12 protein-coding genes are annotated in these 16,928 nt (G+C 62.4%); 4 read left to right on the forward strand and 8 right to left on the reverse strand.

What is annotated here, in order from left to right:
* Positions 1 to 69 precede the first annotated feature (69 nt).
* Together AQS8620_RS12010 and AQS8620_RS12015 are read right to left on the reverse strand one after the other, a co-directional pair.
* Positions 70 to 3,138 carry an efflux RND transporter permease subunit gene (locus AQS8620_RS12010; protein ID WP_085837156.1) on the reverse strand — a complete coding sequence of 1,023 codons (3,069 nt, stop codon included), beginning with the start codon at positions 3,136 to 3,138 and terminating at the stop codon, positions 70 to 72.
* Positions 3,135 to 4,424, reverse strand: coding sequence for an efflux RND transporter periplasmic adaptor subunit (locus AQS8620_RS12015; RefSeq protein ID WP_085837157.1), 1,290 nt, complete (start codon positions 4,422 to 4,424; stop codon positions 3,135 to 3,137). The genes AQS8620_RS12010 and AQS8620_RS12015 overlap by 4 nt, the downstream gene beginning before the upstream one ends.
* A 198-nt stretch (positions 4,425 to 4,622) precedes the next feature.
* Here AQS8620_RS12015 and AQS8620_RS12020 point away from each other — a divergent pair, with 198 nt between their 5' ends.
* Positions 4,623 to 5,126 (forward strand): GbsR/MarR family transcriptional regulator, encoded by a 504-nt coding sequence (locus AQS8620_RS12020; protein ID WP_085837158.1) that lies wholly within the window; start codon positions 4,623 to 4,625, stop codon positions 5,124 to 5,126.
* Between the two features lie 113 nt (positions 5,127 to 5,239).
* On the opposite strand, the gene AQS8620_RS12025 is transcribed toward AQS8620_RS12020, so the two are convergent.
* Both AQS8620_RS12025 and AQS8620_RS17155 read right to left on the reverse strand, forming a co-directional pair.
* Positions 5,240 to 7,846: an HWE histidine kinase domain-containing protein gene (locus AQS8620_RS12025; RefSeq protein ID WP_085837159.1), complete on the reverse strand. Its 2,607-nt coding sequence runs from the start codon at positions 7,844 to 7,846 to the stop codon at positions 5,240 to 5,242.
* 10 nt (positions 7,847 to 7,856) lie between these two features.
* Positions 7,857 to 8,549 (reverse strand): heme oxygenase-like domain-containing protein, encoded by a 693-nt coding sequence (locus tag AQS8620_RS17155; protein WP_200809626.1) that lies wholly within the window; start codon positions 8,547 to 8,549, stop codon positions 7,857 to 7,859.
* A 430-nt stretch (positions 8,550 to 8,979) separates the two neighbouring features.
* On the opposite strand from AQS8620_RS17155, the gene AQS8620_RS12035 reads away from it, so the two are divergent.
* From AQS8620_RS12035 to cls, 3 genes are all read left to right on the forward strand, one after another.
* Complete coding sequence (locus tag AQS8620_RS12035) at positions 8,980 to 10,428, forward strand: NAD-dependent succinate-semialdehyde dehydrogenase (protein ID WP_085837295.1); 1,449 nt, start codon at positions 8,980 to 8,982, stop codon at positions 10,426 to 10,428.
* A gap of 80 nt (positions 10,429 to 10,508) precedes the next feature.
* Complete coding sequence (locus AQS8620_RS12040; RefSeq protein WP_085837296.1) at positions 10,509 to 11,189, forward strand: endonuclease/exonuclease/phosphatase family protein; 681 nt, start codon at positions 10,509 to 10,511, stop codon at positions 11,187 to 11,189.
* Positions 11,186 to 12,658, forward strand: coding sequence for a cardiolipin synthase (cls, locus tag AQS8620_RS12045; RefSeq protein ID WP_234990474.1), 1,473 nt, complete (start codon positions 11,186 to 11,188; stop codon positions 12,656 to 12,658). Before AQS8620_RS12040 ends, cls begins: the two co-directional genes overlap by 4 nt.
* Positions 12,659 to 12,712: 54 nt before the next feature.
* On the opposite strand, the gene cyoD is transcribed toward cls, so the two are convergent.
* Genes cyoD through cyoA form a run of 4 tightly spaced genes read right to left on the reverse strand, consistent with a single transcriptional unit; the run spans position 12,713 to position 16,712 of the window.
* Complete coding sequence (gene cyoD / locus AQS8620_RS12050; RefSeq protein WP_085837160.1) at positions 12,713 to 13,081, reverse strand: cytochrome o ubiquinol oxidase subunit IV; 369 nt, start codon at positions 13,079 to 13,081, stop codon at positions 12,713 to 12,715.
* The gene (locus AQS8620_RS12055) at positions 13,078 to 13,704 is read right to left on the reverse strand and encodes a cytochrome c oxidase subunit 3 (RefSeq protein ID WP_085837161.1); all 627 of its coding nucleotides are present in this window, start codon (positions 13,702 to 13,704) and stop codon (positions 13,078 to 13,080) included. The genes cyoD and AQS8620_RS12055 overlap by 4 nt, the downstream gene beginning before the upstream one ends.
* Positions 13,701 to 15,644, reverse strand: a complete 1,944-nt coding sequence (locus tag AQS8620_RS12060; protein ID WP_085837162.1) for a cbb3-type cytochrome c oxidase subunit I — start codon at positions 15,642 to 15,644, stop codon at positions 13,701 to 13,703. Before AQS8620_RS12060 ends, AQS8620_RS12055 begins: the two co-directional genes overlap by 4 nt.
* Positions 15,645 to 15,665: 21 nt before the next feature.
* Positions 15,666 to 16,712, reverse strand: coding sequence for a ubiquinol oxidase subunit II (gene cyoA, locus AQS8620_RS12065; RefSeq protein WP_085837163.1), 1,047 nt, complete (start codon positions 16,710 to 16,712; stop codon positions 15,666 to 15,668).
* Positions 16,713 to 16,928 lie beyond the last annotated feature (216 nt).

Genomic DNA, 16,928 nt, shown 5'->3' on the forward strand with positions numbered 1-16,928 from the left:
GGAACCTGTGAAAAACTGACCCCTCAGCCCCGATTGCGACAGGCGCAGGGAGAGGCTGAGGGGGCGTGCCTAGTTTGGGTGGGTGTCGCCGGTGCGCGGGCGGGCATGGGTGTCGGCCCCCAAAACCCGTCCGAGCACCCAGCGCAGACGGGTTTTCAGCCCGTCCAGCACGCTGAACAGCGACGGCACAAACAGAAGCGACAGCAGGGTCGACAGGATCAGCCCGCCGATCACCGCTATGGCCATCGGGGCGCGAAACTCGCCGCCGGTGGAATGGGCCAGCGCCGAGGGGATCATGCCCGCGACCATCGCGATGGTGGTCATGATGATCGGGCGGGCGCGTTTATGGCCCGCATCCAGCATGGCTTCGGCGCGCGTTGCACCGCCTTTCATGGCTTCAAGGGCGAATTCCACCAGCATGATGGCGTTTTTCGTGACGATCCCCATCAGCATCAAAAAGCCGATGACCACCGACAGGCCAATGCCCGCGCCATACAGATAAAGCGCAAAGATTGCGCCGCCGATGGCAAGGGGCAGGGACAAGAGAATGGTGATCGGGGTCACGAAACTGCCAAACAGCAGCACCAGAACCACGTAGACCAACAAGATGCCCGCGCCCATCGCCAGTGCAAAGCTGGAAAACACCTCGTTCATGGTTTCCGCATCGCCCGCCGGTTGCAGCGTTGTGCCCGCGGGCATGTCTTGGGCCAGCGGCAGTGCGCTGACTGCCTGCGTTGCCGGTCCCAAAATCGCCCCCTCTGCCAGATCGGCCTCGATGGCGACACGGTAGCGGCGGTCGTAGCGTTCCAGCGTAGCGGGGCCGGTAGAGAGTCGCAGATCGGCAACTGTGGCCAGCGCCACCAGCGATCCGGTGCTCGATTGCACCTTCAACCCCGCCAGACGCGAGAGGTCATCGCGGGCCTGCTCGTCGATGCGCACGCGGATCGGCACTTGTTTTTCGCCCGCGCTGAACTGCGCCAGATTGGCATCTGTGTCGCCTTGGGTGGTGATGCGAATGGCATTGGCCAGTGTCGCCGCGCTGACGCCCAGCTCTGCGGCACGTTCTGGATCGGGCGTGATCTGGATCTCGGGGCGCATCAGGGCGGCATCCGAGGAGACATCGCGCAGATCGGGCAGGGTTTTCATCTGGGCCATCAACTGGGCCGCTGCCTCGGCCGCCTGTGCTTCGGTATCGCCCAGAACATTGATCGACAGCGCGCGTGCCGCGTCCTCGTCCAGCACGAACAGCCGCACATCGGGGATCGCGGCAAGACGGGTCGCCAATTCGGCCTTGATCGCGTCCGAGCTGCGGTCGCGGTGGGATTTGTCGCCGAAATTGACCTGCACATTCAACGAGGTGGCCGAACTTCCGTCCACAAACACGCCCTGAACTTCCGGGGTTTCGCGGATCAGGCTGTTGAGCTGCGCACCGGTGCTGCGGGCTTGGGCCAGCGTCGTGCCGGGGGGCAATTGCACCGTGACCACCGCGCGCCCCGTATCCGAGGGCGGGATAAATTCGGTCGGCAAAAGCGTCGCCGAAAAGATCGAACCGGCAAAAATCGCAACCCCCAGCAACAGCGTCACCGTGCGGTTGCGCAGGGTCCAGGCCAGAGCGCCCAGATAGCGGCGCATGAGCCAGCCGTCCTTGGTTTCTTCGACCACGGCTTTGCTTTTGAGGAAATAGGCGGCGAACATCGGGGTGATGATCCGCGCCACGAGCAGCGAGAACAACACAGCCACGGCGACCGTGATGCCGAACTGCTTGAAAAACTGTCCCGCGATGCCGCCCATGAAACTGACGGGGGCAAAGACGGCGACGATGGTGAGCGAGATGGCGATCACCGTCATGCCGATTTCCGAGGCCGCTTCTTCGGAGGCCTGATAGGCTGGGGTGCCCATGTGGATGTGGCGCACGATGTTCTCGATTTCCACAATCGCGTCATCGACCAGAATACCCACCACCAAGGTGATCCCGAGCAGGCTGATGGTGTTGAGCGAAAAGCCCAGCATATCCATCACGATAAAGGTCGGAATGGCCGAGAGCGGCAGCGCCACAAAGGCCACCACCGTCGCGCGCCAGTCCTTGAGGAACAAGAACACCACGATGATCGCGAGAATGGCGCCCTCGTAAAGGGTGGACATGGCCGCTTGGAAATTGGCCTCGGTGTAGATCGTCGCATCATCGACCAGATCGATCTGCATATCGGGATATTGCGCGCTGAGCGCCGCGATGCGGGCCTTGGCGTTTTCGCCCGCATCCAGATCCGAAGCCCCCGTGGCGCGAAACACACCAAAGGCCACGACCGGACGCCCGTTGAACAGCGCAAAACTGGTGGCCTCCTGGGCCCCGTCGCTGATGGTGCCCAGTTGGTCAAGGCGGATCACATCGCCGCCGCCCAGCCGGATCGGGGTCGCGCCAAGCGCGGCAATGCTGTCGGCAGAGCCAAGCGCACGGATCGAATAGTCCTGCCCCGCAAGCGTGCCGCCGCCGCCGCCCTGATCCTGGTTCACATCGGCAAGCTGGCTGCTGACCTGCGCGGCCGTCAGCCCGAAAGCGAGCAAACGGTCAGGGTCAAGATCGACGGCGATTTCGCGGGTGGCCCCGCCCAGACGGGCGACACTGCCCACGCCCCCGGCGGTTTGCAGGTCGCGCACGATCACGTCGTCGACAAAGGTCGAAAGGTCCTCGGTGCTGCGCGTGGGATCGGAGACCGCATAGGTCAGGATCGGCGCACCGCTGAAGTCCAGGCGCTTGACCACCGGTTCGGTGATGGTTTCGGGCATTTCGCTGCGCGCGGCGGTAATGGCATCTTTGACGTCGTTGAGGGCGCGGTCGGTGTCGGTGCCAACGGCAAATTCCACCGTCAGGCTGGCCGCGCTATCGGAGGCCGTGGCCGTGACATGGCGCATCCCGGCAATGTCACTGACTTCGCTTTCAATGGGTTGCACGACTTGCGAGGTGATCTCGGCGGGGGCCGCACCGGGCAGGCCGACACTGATCGTGACCACGGGCAAATCGACGTTTGGATATTGGGTGACGGGCATCCGCGCAAAGCTGACGAGCCCGACAAGCACCAGTGCAAGGAAAAGCGCAATGGCCGGAACGGGGTTTCGGATCGAAAGGGTGGAAATATTCACTGGGCGCTCCCTGCGTCAGCGGTTTGATCTGCAGCGGCGGCGCCTGTCGTTGGGCCGCTGTCTTGGGCGGATTCCGCCGCGCTGCGCACCGTGTCGCCGGGGGCGAAAAATGCCCCCGCACGTGCCAGAACCACATCGCCCGCGCTCAGGCCGTCGGTGATTTCGCGCCAGTCCTGCCACAAAAGCCCCGCCGTCACATCGCGCCGCTCAAGCGTGCCGACCCCGGGAGTTTGCGCGCTCTCGCGCACCAGCAACACATAGTCGCCCCTCGCATCCGAAATCACCGCCGTGGCGGGCACGGCCAGACTGTTGCGTTCGGCTGTGGTGATCCAGCCGCCCACGAACAGACCGGGGCGCAGGCCGGCTTGGGCGGGGGTCGCAATGCGCACCGCACCGAGGCGGCTGGTGGCATCGACCACGGGGGCAAGGCGGCGCAACCGGCCCTCGACGGGCGCAAGACCGGCGATGTCGAGGGTGGCCCTCTGGCCGACCGCAAGCTGGGCAAGGTCGGTTTCGGTGACCTCCACCTCGACCTCCACCTCGCCGTCGCGAATGATGCGATACAGCGGTTCGCCACTGGCCGAGGCGATGCCGCCGATCTGACCGTTGCGCGCGGAAATGATACCGGAAGCGGGCGCTTTGATCTGCGCGGCGTCGAGATCCTGCCGCGCGATGGCCAGCGCGACCTCCGCCTGTTGCGTTTGTGCCTGTGCGACAGCCACACCGTCCTGCGCGTTTTGCAAAGTTGCCTGTGCGGTCTGGTCGGCTGTCAGCGCATCATCCAGCGCGCTTTGGGTGGTTGCGCCGCTGTCGCGCAGGCTCTGGCTGCGCGACAGGGTCTGGGCGGCCTGCGTGCGGGCCGATTGTGCTGAAATCACCTGACTTTCGGCCTGACGCGCGGCGGCCTGCGCGCGGGCAAGTTCGGCCTGCGCCTGCGCAAGTTTTTGGGTCAGGGTACGCGCGTCCAGCGTTGCCAGGACATCGCCCTTGGCCACGCTGTCACCGATATCCGCCTCAAGGGCCGTCACCGCGTAGCCGCCTGTGTCGGGATACACCAGCACTTCGCCGCGCGCCACGAGGCTTCCGGTCACGGGCACGCGGGCTACCAGATCGCGCGGCTGCGCCTGTGCGGTGGTGACGGTGGGAATGCGTGCGCTGCTCTGGCTGGCGGGCTTTTGCGCGTCCTCGGCTGCGGCACTGGCGGGCAAAAGCACTGCGGGCAGGGGCGCCAGCAGACCAACAAGGACAAATGCGACGGCGCCGCGAGAAAGGGAAAAGGTCGGCATGGTGGTCTCCGAAAAGATTTGCGGCGAAATAAAATGAAGCGGTGCGGCGCGGGCGGGCGAAAAAACAGGCGGTGCGCGGTTTGTTCAATTCTGACTGAACGGTAGATAGGAACGTGGCGCGGAACTGTCAATGGCGCGTTCAGTCTTGAGTAAACAAACCCCATCCGCTACAGTCCCTCAACCTACGAGCCAGAGCCGATGACAGATCATATTTCCACCGCACAACAAGAGTTTCTTGCGCTGATCGGCGCCGCATCGGAAGCGGAGGGCAAATCGCGCATTTCCGGCCAGATCATTGCGCTTTTGGTGTTCGAGGGGCGCGCGCTGTCTTTTGGGGAACTTGCGGTGGCGCTGGGCGTCAGCCGGGGCAGCATCAGCACCAACACACGGACCCTCGAGGCGCGCGGCGTGCTGGCGCGGGTGCAACGCAGCGGCGAGCGGCAGGATTATTTCGAACTGGTTGACGTTCATTCCGCCACGCTGCTGCGCGAAATTTCCCAACGGCTCGACCGGACCGGAACGGGGATCGAGGATATCTGTGCGCGCCTTTCGCACAGCGGCGGCGACAGCGGTCACGGGGCCTGCGCCCGGCTGCGCGACTACGCCGCGTTTCACCATATCGTCGCCAAGGCCATTGCGACCGCCTCGGACGAAATCGAAGGCAAAACCGCGCATCTGCGGCCCGGCGACAGCGTCGAGTGAGACCGGCGACAGCGTCGAGTGAGAAACGGCGCGTCCTGTTGCGCGCGTTCCCAATCGCGGGCGCCGTGCGCGCGCTCTACAGGGGCGCGGTTTGACGGCTCTGAAACGAAGCCCTAGCGCGCTTTGGCAAAGGCCTGCGCGAGCGCGGATTGCAGCGAGGTGGTGGAAAAAGGCTTTTGCACCACGACGCAGGGCGGGTAGGTGTCCATCAGATCCGCGGCCGCCCCATAGCCCGTCGCAAGCACAAAGGGCGTGCCGCGTTCGTAGAGCGCATGGGCCACCGAAACGGATTGTTCATCGCCCAGGTTCACATCCAGCACCGCAAAATCGACATGGGCGGTTTCCAGATGTTTCATCGCCGCCGCGACGGTGGAAATAATCGCCACTTCCTGTGCGCCCATATCCTCCATGATGCCCGCAGCATCCATGGCGATGATCAGCGTATCCTCCAGCACAAAGCCTTGACCCGAAAGGGTGAAGGTCTCGCTCGGGGGGGCGTCGTCGGGAACGGGCGCCGCATCTTCGATCTCGCGCTCGAAACTGGAAATCACTGCCGGGGGCAGGCGGAACCTGGCCTCAAGCCCGCTCATTTTGTAGGAGACTTCCGCATCGCCTTTGAGCTCGTGGGGGATCGAACTTTCGATGATCAGCGACCCGAAACCGCGCCGCTTGGGCGGGGTGACGGGCGGTCCGCCGCGCTCGACCCAGTCGATCACAAGCCCGCCGCTGGCGTCCTCGCGCAAGGACACAAGCACGCGCCCGCTGCGATCGCACAGCGCACCGTATTTGATCGAATTGGTCGCCATCTCATGCAGCACCAGCGCCAGGGTTGTGAACGCATTGGGCGAGATCATCGCATCAGATCCGCTGATCTCGACACGGCTGGCTTTGGCATCGGCATAGGCGTCAAATTCGCATTGAATCAGCGATTTGATCGAGGTCGGTTCCCATTGCTCCGAGGTGAGCTGGTCATGGGCACGCGCCAGGGCCTGAATGCGCCCGTCCAGGTTCTTGGTAAATTCTTCCAATGTTCCGGCAGAGGATCGCGACTGGGCAAGCAACCCGCGCATCAGGTTCAAAATGTTGCGCACGCGGTGGTTCAGCTCGGAAATCAGCAGCTGTTGCTGTTCCTGCGCCCGCTTGCGTTCCAGATTGGCTGCATCCGTCACCTTGAGGAAAATTTCCAACAGGACCGTGCGCAACAGGTCGGCCGCGTGGAACTCCTGCGCCGACCACGGGGCCGATTGCCCCTCTACGGTCTCGCGCCAGACATCGAAACTCTTGCGCGGCGTCAGGCGCGTGCCGTTGGGGCCCACTTCGACCGCTTTGCTTGGATCGCCCGCCCAGGAAACGGTGCTTGCCACTGGTTTGCGAAACAAAATCAGATAGTCACGGGGACGTTTTGACACGGGAATGGCCATCATCCCCGCGCAGCGATCGGCGTAGTCGCGCGCCGGATCGTGCAACGCACCCAACCTGTCGGTAGCGAAGGTGCCAGCCCCCGCGCGGGTGTCGAGCAGGCGGGCAATCGCGCGAAATTCATCCTCGGTGGGGGCCGCGCCGGTGGCATGGAACGTCTCGTTCTCATAGAGCACCAGACCGTCATGGGCGATCACATCCCCGATGTCGTGCGAGACGGCCATAAGACTGTCCGACAGCGTGGCACCTTCGGCCATCTGCGCCATCAGGCGGCTTTGCATCCGGCTGGTTTGCGCTTCGACTTTCTTGCGAAGACCTTCCTCGAAGCGCGCGATTTCATAGGAAAAAAGATGCGCAAACATTTCAATCGCGGTGCGGCGTTCATAGTCGATATAGCGCGGGCTGTGGTGGTGGCAGGCAAAAAGCCCCCAGAGTTCGCCGTCTTTCATGATCGACACGGACATCGAGGCCGCAACCCCCATGTTGCGCAGGTATTCGACATGGATCGGTGAAACCGCCCGCGTGACGGCCAGCGACAGATCCAGCGGCGCGTCGTTGATATCCTGAGCGGGGTAAACGGCGCTGCCGCGATCGTTCACATCCGCGATCAGCCGCAGCAGCGAGCGTTTGTAAAGCGCGCGCGCCTGCACCGGAATATCGGAGGCGGGAAACATCATGCCGTTGTATTTGCTTTGCCCGTCGGCGCGCTGTTCGGCAATCACCTTGCCCGAATGATCGGGCTGGAACTGATAGACCATCACTGAGTCAAATCCGCAAATCTCGCGCAGGCCACGCGCGGCGTCGCGCGCAAGAATATCCATGCCTTTCTCGCGCCGCAGCGCCGCGATTTGCGGGTAGACCTCGGTCAGGACATCCCTGTCGCGCCGCGTGATCTTGGGTTCGAATTCGATGATCAGATGCCGGCCCGACTGGTGCAGGCAAACGTCAAAGCCGTTTTGCGGTCCCTGTGTTTGAAGCAACTCGACCCCGAACAGCCGCGCCGCGCCGTCCTTGAGTTCGACACTGCGCAGATTGCGCCGGATGCGCTGGAACCCTTCGGCTGAAATCAACTGCCCCAAGGGCAGGCCGATTGCGTGTTCCAGCGGAATTCCCAGAATTTCGGGAAGATTTTCCGAAGCGTGTTGGACGATCCAGTCTTGCGACACGGCTACCAGCGCGCCGTAGGATTGCACGCGGCCCAATTGGTGGATCGGCTCGCGGTCGCAATTGGTCAGGGTGACGGGCTGCGTTGCATGAGAGCCGGAAAGAGAGTCGGAATGAGGGCCGGTGGGATGGTTCACGTCAGGTCCTTTAACTTGCGTCACGCAGGTGGGCCGCTGCGCCGCGCGGCCCTTGCAGTTCAATGGGGTGTGCGCCGCTGGGGGCAGGGCGCGGGGACGGTGTTCGTTGCGCAAGAGCGGCGCGATGGAATAGCGCGAACCCGCGTCTGGAGTCAAAAATGACGCGCTCGGCGCGCGGGCTTTGGGGGGCAATGGCGTCGAGTGCGCTGCAATGCGCACGCCACAAATCGCGTGCATCACCGCCAAGAAAATAGCTTGGGGGAAGAGCGCCCGTGTCCTGTGGCCAGAGTTGGCGGCGCATGACTTCGGTGCCCAGACGCGACCCGAGCACGAGGTAGTCAACCGCCAGCGGGTCAAGCCCGCTGTCGGGCGGGGTCGCGACACATCGGGCCCCAAGCTGCGCAAGATCGGCATCAAGCCTGTCGGTTAATTGGGCCATCAAAGCGGTGCAACCCGGGGTGCTCGCAACCTCGCGACTGTCAAAAACAGCCACAAGGCCAGCGCGCTGCGCGGCCAGAAACCACGCAAGATGGGGCTGGGGATCGGCCATGAACGGGGCAAAGGCGTCTTCCGTTTGCGCATGTTGCACCGCGGTCTCGCGGCGCAAACGGTGGCGAAATGTCGCCTCCGTCTGGGCGGCATCACGGCGCGCGCGCGGTTCCGGCGACGCGGGCTGGAGGTCGTGGATTGTCTTGTTCGTCAAAATGGCCCCACCATTTTCGCTTTTCTTTACTGTCGCTTCTGGCGCGCTTGGGCGTCGGTAACGCCCCTCATGGGCCGCCTCAAGCCTGCTCCCTACAGTCCTGCCAGTCATGAGCGTGCAGGTAATTCAAAAGTGGAAACGCGCGAGCGTAGGAATGGTTCCCTGCGTTCTCACCTTTTTGTGAGGGGGGTCTTCTGTCACCGCTAGTTGCGCAAAAACGTCGGCTTGGTGCGGCTTTCATGCGTGTCATGCGGGTGAATTTGCAAACCCTTGCATCGAGCCGCTTGCGCGCGCCCTGATGGCCCCGCGGCGCTGCGCCATCGAGGGGCCTGTGATGAAACCAATGGTCAAAGTCGCGCGTTTGCGTCACAAATCAAGCGCGCCGCGCCGGCGATCCGTCTGGGATGGTCGCAAAAAAGAGAGAAATCACATGCATCTCAATGACAAAACCCTTTTGAAACAGTCCTGCCTGCTGGATGGCGCATGGGTCGCGGCCCAAGATGGCGCCACCAAAGCGGTGATCAACCCCGCGACGGGCGCGCAGATCGCGACCGTGCCCGTGATGGGCGAGGATCAGGCCACGCAGGCCATCGCAGCGGCGCAAACGGCCTTTGCCCCCTGGGCGGCGCGCCCGGCTCAGGAGCGCTCGAAAATCCTGCGCAAATGGTTCGACCTGATGGTCGCGCACGCCGATGACCTTGCGATGATCATCACCTGCGAGCAGGGCAAGCCGCTGGCCGAAGCCAAGGGCGAGGTGCTCTATGCCGCCTCCTTCATTGAATGGTTCGCCGAGGAAGCGAAACGCGTTTACGGCGACACAATCCCTGCGCCCAAATCGAACCAGCGCCTGAGCGTCATTCGCCAGCCTGTCGGTGTCACCGCCGCCATCACCCCCTGGAATTTCCCCGCCGCGATGATCACCCGCAAGGCCGCGCCTGCCTTGGCTGCGGGCTGTACGATGATCGTGCGCCCGGCGGATCTGACGCCCCTGACCGCCCTTGCCCTTGGCGAACTCGCGCAGCGCGCCGGTGTGCCAAACGGCGTGTTGCAGGTCATCACCGGTCGTTCCAGCGTGATCGGCAAGGTGCTGACCCAAAGCGAGGTGGTGCGCAAACTCTCCTTCACCGGCTCGACCGAAGTGGGGCGCTTGCTGATGGAACAATGCGCGCCCACGATCAAACGGCTGTCGCTGGAACTTGGCGGCAACGCCCCCTTCATCGTCTTTGACGATGCCGACATCGACGCGGCGGTCGAGGGGGCGATGGTGGCCAAATTCCGCAACGGCGGGCAGACCTGTGTCTGCGCCAACCGGATCTACGTTCAGGCGGGGGTCTATGAGGCCTTCGCGCAAAAGCTCGCCGCGAAAGTCAGCGCGCTCAAGGTGGGCGACGGCACGAAAGAGGGCACAGATGTTGGCCCGATGATCGAAATGAAGGCCATTGAAAAGATCGAAAGCCACATCAAGGATGCGCTCGACAAGGGCGGCAAGGTGATCGCGGGGGGCGCGCGCCTTGAGGGGCAATATTTCCAACCCACGGTTCTGTCGGGGGTGACATCGGATATGATCGTGACGGAAGAAGAAACCTTCGGTCCCGTCGCGCCGTTGTTCAAATTCGACACCGAAGCGGAGGTCGTCGCGCGCGCCAACGACACGATCTATGGGCTTGCCTCGTATTTCTACACCCAAAGCCATGATCGCTTCGTGCGCGTCTCCGAGGCGCTTGAATACGGCATGGTCGGGCATAACACCGGACTTGTGTCCAACGAAGTCGCGCCCTTTGGCGGGGTGAAACAATCGGGACTGGGGCGCGAGGGGTCGAAATTCGGGATCGAGGAATACCTTGAAATCAAATATATTTGCAGCGCAATTTCCCGGTAACGACCTAGGTTGTCCTGTGACTGCCCTGTGACTGCTCAATGATCTGCGCGGGGCAGGTTGCGATCAAAAGGAGCCCGCCCATGCGCATCGTCAGCTATAATATTCGCAAAGCGGTCGGGTTGGACTGGAAACGCGATCCGGCGCGGATTTTGCAGGTGCTCGCGGAAATCGACGCCGATATCGTGGTCCTTCAGGAGGCGGATCGACGCGTCGGAGCGCGGGCAGGGGTGTTTAGCGATGCGGCCCTTGCCCAGCAGGGCTACCACATCGTCCCCCTCGCGCAACGTCCGCTCAGTCACGGCTGGCACGGCAATGCGATCTTCTTGCGCGATGCGCTTTTCCCCAAGGGCGCGCCTGACCAGGTGGCCACGCGCGTCCCCATTCCGACCCTTGAGCCGCGCGGCGCGGTATCGGTGCGCCTGGGGCAATTTGAAGTGATTGGCACCCATCTTGCGCTGACCGCCGGAATGCGGCGCAAACAATTGCAGGCCCTGCATGACCATGTCACCCGTGGTCATTTTCCGGCCATCGTTGCAGGCGATTTCAACGCCCGCGTGGCCCACCTTGAACCGCTTTCGGATGTGTGCCAGCTGATCATTCCGGGCCCCAGTTTCCACACGTCGCGACCGCGCGCGCGGCTGGATCGTTTTGCCGTTTTCGGGGGGCTGCGCGTTCTTGGCAGCCATGTCCACCACTCGACGCAGGCGGCACGCGCCTCCGATCACCTGCCGGTGGTGCTTGATTTCGAGGTGAACCGTTGAGCTGGCACATCAGCCTGTTTGTCGCCGCGCATCTGGTGATTTTGGCGATTTTCACCCTGCGCATTCTCCTGCGCGATGACCTCAGCCCGCCCGCGCGTCTTGCATGGTTTGCCGTGCTGAACGCGGTGCCCTATTTTGGATCGTTGATCTATTTCCTGTTTGGCGAGGTGTCCTTGGGCCGCGAGGCCAACCGGCGCTATGCGCTGATCACGCAAACCCTGCAAAACCGGACCCGCGCGATTTTTGGTCAGACACAGGCCATCGACGGGGCGCTGGACGACATCGCGCCGGTCTACAGGCCGGCCTTTCGCCATGCGGCTTCCGTCAACGGCTTTCCGGTCGAGCGGGGCAATCGCGCCGCCCTGATGGCCTCGGCGCAGGATACGGTGAGCGCGATGATCCGCGACATCGACAGCGCGCGTCATCACGTCCATGTGCTCTACTACATCTGGCTCGAGGATGAGACAGGCGGGCAGATCGCACAGGCCCTGATCCGTGCGGCGCAGCGCGGTGTGACCTGCCGCGCGCTTGCGGACGGGCTGGGGTCACGGCGTTTGATCCGCAGTGCGCTGTGGCGCGAGATGCGCGACAAGGGGGTCGAGGTGGCGGTGGCCCTACCGCTGGACCGGCCGCTGCACACCATGGTGACCAGCCGTCTGGACCTGCGCAATCACCGCAAGATCACCGTCATCGACGGGCGCGTGACCTTTATCGGCTCGCGCAATGCCGCCGATCCTGCGTTTTTGCCCAAAGCCCGTTTCGGCCCTTGGGTTGATGTGATGTTGCGCCTGACGGGGCCGGTGGTGGCGCAGCAGGAATTGCTGTTTGCCAGCGACTGGATGCAGGCTACGGGCGAGGAGCTGGCGGATATCGACGTGCTGGCGGCGCGTGTCGGCCCCGCAGATGGCGTACAAGGCCAAGGGTTCGCGGCCACGGTGATCGGGGACGGGCCGACGGAACGCAAAGGGGCCATGCCCCAGATGTTTGCAACGCTGTTGGGCTGCGCGGGCGCGCGTGTCACCATCACCACGCCCTATTTCGTGCCCGACACGGCGGTGCTGGAGGCGCTTTGCGGCTGTGCCGAGCGCGGGGTCGATGTGCGGCTGATCTTTCCGGCGCGCAACGACAGCTGGATCGTAAGTGCCGCCAGCCGCAGCTACTATCGGCGTTTGCTGACCTCCGGCTGTCGGATTTTCGAATATGACGCAGGGCTGCTGCACGCCAAAACCCTGACACTGGACGGGCAGGTGGTTTTGATTGGATCGAGCAACCTCGACCTGCGCAGTTTCGATTTGAACTATGAAAACAACCTGTTGTTACAGGACGCGCCACTCTGTGCGCAGCTTGAGGCGCGTCAGGACGTGTATCTGGCACAGGCGCAGGAAATCAACCTTGATGCGGTCCTCGCCTGGCGGTTCTACACCCGTATCTGGCACAATGTCATCGCCACGATCGGGCCGGTTCTTTAATGATAAAGGCCCCGCACATCTGGCGGGGCCTTTGTCTGACACAAGCACCATGGCTCACAATTCCTGCGGCATCTCCATGTTGGCGCCCATCGCCGGCATCATGCGGGCGTTGAGATCGCTCACAATCCACAGCGAGCCGCCGATCATCAGCACCACCAGCACAACGGCAAAGGCGAGTGCAAAGAGGTTTTCCTTGGGGCTGTGTTTAAAGTCGATATGCAGGAAATATTTCAGCTGCACCGCGGCCTGGATCAGGGCGGTAAGCCCGATGATGACCATCACAGCGTGGGTCGAAAGCCCCCCCAGCATCACGGCCCCAAAGGGGATTACGCTCAGCACTGCGGCCAGAACATAGCCCGTAAGATAGCCCGTGTATGTCGGGCTCTGGGGATTGGCGGTGGGAGAGGTGTGCGAGGCGCTCATTGCAAAATTCCCGGCAAATAGACGACAGAATAAATCCCGATCCAGACGATCCCGATCATGTGCCAAAAGGCCGCCAGACGGTTGCCATTGGCCAGTACGCGCCGCGTTGGCCCTTCGTAAAGCAACAGAGCGACATAGGTCAGCATCCAGATCAGCCCGACCGTGACATGCAGCCCGTGCGTGGCCACCAGCGCGAAATAGGCCGACAGGAAACCCGAGGTCTGGGGGCTTGCGCCCTGTGCGACCAGCGCTGCAAATTCCTGCACTTCCAGTCCGACGAACAGCGCGCCCAAGGCAAAGGCGGCCGCAAGCCAGCCAAAGCCTGCGCCCTTGTTGCCCTTGGCAAAGCCGATGCCCGAAAACCCCAGCACCAGCGTCGAGGTCAGCAGCAGCGCCGAGTTCAGCGCCGTGCGGGAAAATTCGAAAATATCGGATGCCTCGGGGCCGCCCGCGCTATTGGCGTGCAGCACCGCATAGGTGGCAAAAAGGGCCACAAACAGGATCGCATCGCTCATCAGATAGAGCCAATAGCCCATCTGTTCGGTGCGCGCGCGGTCTTCAAGATGCGCGCTGGTGTGGGGGGCGGTGATGGGTTGCGCCTCTGGCGTCATGGCAGAACTCATGTGCGCGCTCCTTCGATTTTGGCCACTTCAGCGGCGTGAATGGTGACATGGGGCTCGCCGGTCACATTGCGGGCGATGGTCAGGGCGACCAGTGCCGCCAGCGACAGCGCCGCCAGCCACCAGATCCACCAGATCACCGCAAAGCCGAAGATCGCCGCTGCGACCCCCATCAGGGGCGCATAGACCGAACTTGCGGGCAGGTGGATGTCCTCATAGGGGGCAGGGGCGGTGCGGGCCGTTTGCTTCATCTCGTAGAAGGCATCCAGATCGCTGACGTCGGGGATATGGGCAAAATTATACTCGGGAGGGGGCGAGGAGGTCGCCCATTCAAGCGTGCGCCCGTCCCAGGGATCGCCCGTGGTATCGGCCAGCGCCACGCGGTCGCGCACCGACACCCAAAGCTGGATTCCCAGGCAGATGATCCCAAGCAGCACCAGCACCGCGCCAAAGCAGGCAAAGATCAGATAGGGCTGCCATGTGGCCACATCGTAATGTTCCATCCGGCGCGACATGCCCATGAACCCGAGGGCATAGAGCGGCATGAAGGCGCAGTAAAAGCCGGTGAACCAGAACCAGAAAGCGCGCTTGCCCCAGACTTCGGACAGTTGGAACCCGAAGGCTTTGGGGAACCAGTACATATAGCCTGCGAAAAAGCCGAATAGCGCGCCCGGAACCAGCATGTTGTGAAAATGCGCCACAAGGAAGGTGGTGTTATGCATCACATAATCGGCTGCCGGAATGGCCAGCAATACGCCCGTCATCCCGCCGATCCCGAAGGTGACCATAAAGCCCATGGTCCAGAGCATCGGCGAGGTGATGCGGATGCGTCCGCGATACATGGTAAACAGCCAGTCGAACACTTTGACGCCGGTGGGAATGGCGATGATCATCGTCGCGATGCCGAATGCGGCATTGACGTTGGCGCTTGAACCCATGGTGAAAAAGTGGTGCAGCCAGACCGTAAAGGACAGGACCGCAATCGCCATCGTCGCCCAGACCATCGAGACATAGCCAAACAGGCGCTTGGACGAAAAGACGGATACGACTTCGGAAAATACCCCGAAGGCGGGCAGGATCAGGATGTAGACCTCGGGGTGGCCCCACATCCAGAACAGGTTGGCGTATTGCATCTGGTTGCCGCCCGCCGCATTGGTGAAAAAGTGAAAGCCAAAGGTGCGATCAAGCGCCAGCATCATCGTCACCACCGTGAGCGCCGGAAAGGCAAAAACCATCAGGATCGACGAACACAGCGCCGTCCACACGAACATCGGCATCTGCATCAGACGCATGCCGGGAGCGCGCTGTGTCATGATGGTGGTGACAAAGTTCACCCCCGAAAGCGTTGTGCCGATCCCGCTGATCATCACCGACCAGATCCAGTAGTCCACCCCTACGCCGGGCGAATATTGCGCGCCCGAATAGGGCGGGTAGCCTGTCCAGCCGGCGGTGGAAAACACGCCGATGACAAGGCTGAGCAGCATCAGAACCGCGCCCGCCGCCGTCATGAAAAAGCTCACCGCGTTCAGAAACGGAAAGGCCACATCGCGCGCGCCGATCTGCAGCGGCATGACGTAGTTGATCAGACCGGTCAGGAACGGCATCGCCATGAAGAAAATCATGATCGTGCCGTGGGAGGAAAAGATCTGGTCGAAATGTTCGGGGGGCAGATAGCCCTCGTTGCCCATCGCGATGGCCTGTTGGGCGCGCATCATCAGCGCATCGATAAAGCCGCGCAGCAGCATGACCATCGCCAGAACGATATACATGATGCCGATTTTCTTGTGGTCCACGGTCGTGAGCCAGTCGGTCCAGAGCTTGCGCGTCCAGCCTTTGTAGAGGATCAGGGCCACAACCAGAAGCCCGCCTCCGACCGTTACGAGGGCGCCGGTAAAGGCAACCCAGCTATAAAAGGGGAGTGCATCCCAATTTAGACGTCCCATAGGGTGGTCACTTTCTCTGCGTCAGTCTGTCGTATCAGGTGAGTGGGGGGCGGCGCTTTGCGTCGCGGGGGCGGTGGCCGTGCCCTGCGCGTCGGGCGGCGCGACGCCGTCGGTCTCATAGGCGCTGGTGTCCTGTGCGCTGACGCCTTCGCCGTCTCCGGGCATCGCGCCCATGTTCGTGTGCGCGTTGGGATCGGCCATGCCCATGCTGGCCCCGCCCAGATTGTAGATCACCGTTTTGAACAGGGTGTCGGGAATATCGGCGTAGACTTCGGGGGCAACGTCCTGAGTGGGTTTGGCGAGCTCCTGGAACCGCGCCATGTCCAACTCGCTGCCCTGCGATTTTGCCGCCGCGACCCAGGCGTCAAAGGCTGTGTCACTGACCGAGCGCGCTTCAAAGGACATGGCCGAAAAGCCGTCGCCGCTGAACATCGTGTTGCGGCCCATAAAGCTGCCTTCCTCATGCGCCATGAGGTTGAGTTCGGTTTCCATGCCGCCCATGGCATAAATCTGACCGCCCAAGGTCGGGATCATCAGCGCCGTCATCACCGTGCCCGAGGTCATGTGCAATTCCAACGGGCGGTTGACGGGAAAGACCAACTCGTTCACGGCGCCGATATCCTGATCGGGGTACAAAAACAGGTATTTCCAATCGAGCGAAATCACATCCACCCGCAGCGGCTCCTGGTCGCTGGCCAGCGGCTTGTAGGGGTCGAGCGCATGGGTGGAATTCCACACCATCACGCCAAGGATCACCACCAGAATGGCGGGAACCGTCCAGCAGATGGTTTCGATCAGATGCGAATTGTCCCACATCGGGGTGTATTTCGCGCCTTTGTCTGCGCGGTATTTCACCGCGAAAACGATGGTGAGCACGATCACGGGGATCACGAGCACCAGCATCATGCCCAGGGCGGTAAACATCAGGTCGCGCTGGGCGATTGCCACGGGGCCTTTTGCGTCTATCACCGGAGACGAAAGAAAAGAGCACCCTGACAACAGGGTGAATGAGAAGCCTAGCGCCCAAGAAGCGCTGCGTTTTGCAAATGCCAAGGTCCTGTTCCGCATGTTGTTCTATGTGGCTCGTTCTAGACCTGCGCTTTTGAGGGGAAAGGGGCAGAGGCGCGATTTCCCGCCGATCCGGCCTGCGACATTTTGGCAAAGGGTTTAAATTTTCCATCCTGCGGCGGTCTCGGTAAGAAAGTTGCTCGCCCAGCGGTACAGAGATCCGAAAAACGCCCGAAATCGAGCACCTGCATTGTTTCTAAGCAGAACAGTTGTCTC

The sequence above is a fragment of the Aquimixticola soesokkakensis genome (assembly GCF_900172375.1).
Classification (GTDB): domain Bacteria; phylum Pseudomonadota; class Alphaproteobacteria; order Rhodobacterales; family Rhodobacteraceae; genus Aquimixticola; species Aquimixticola soesokkakensis.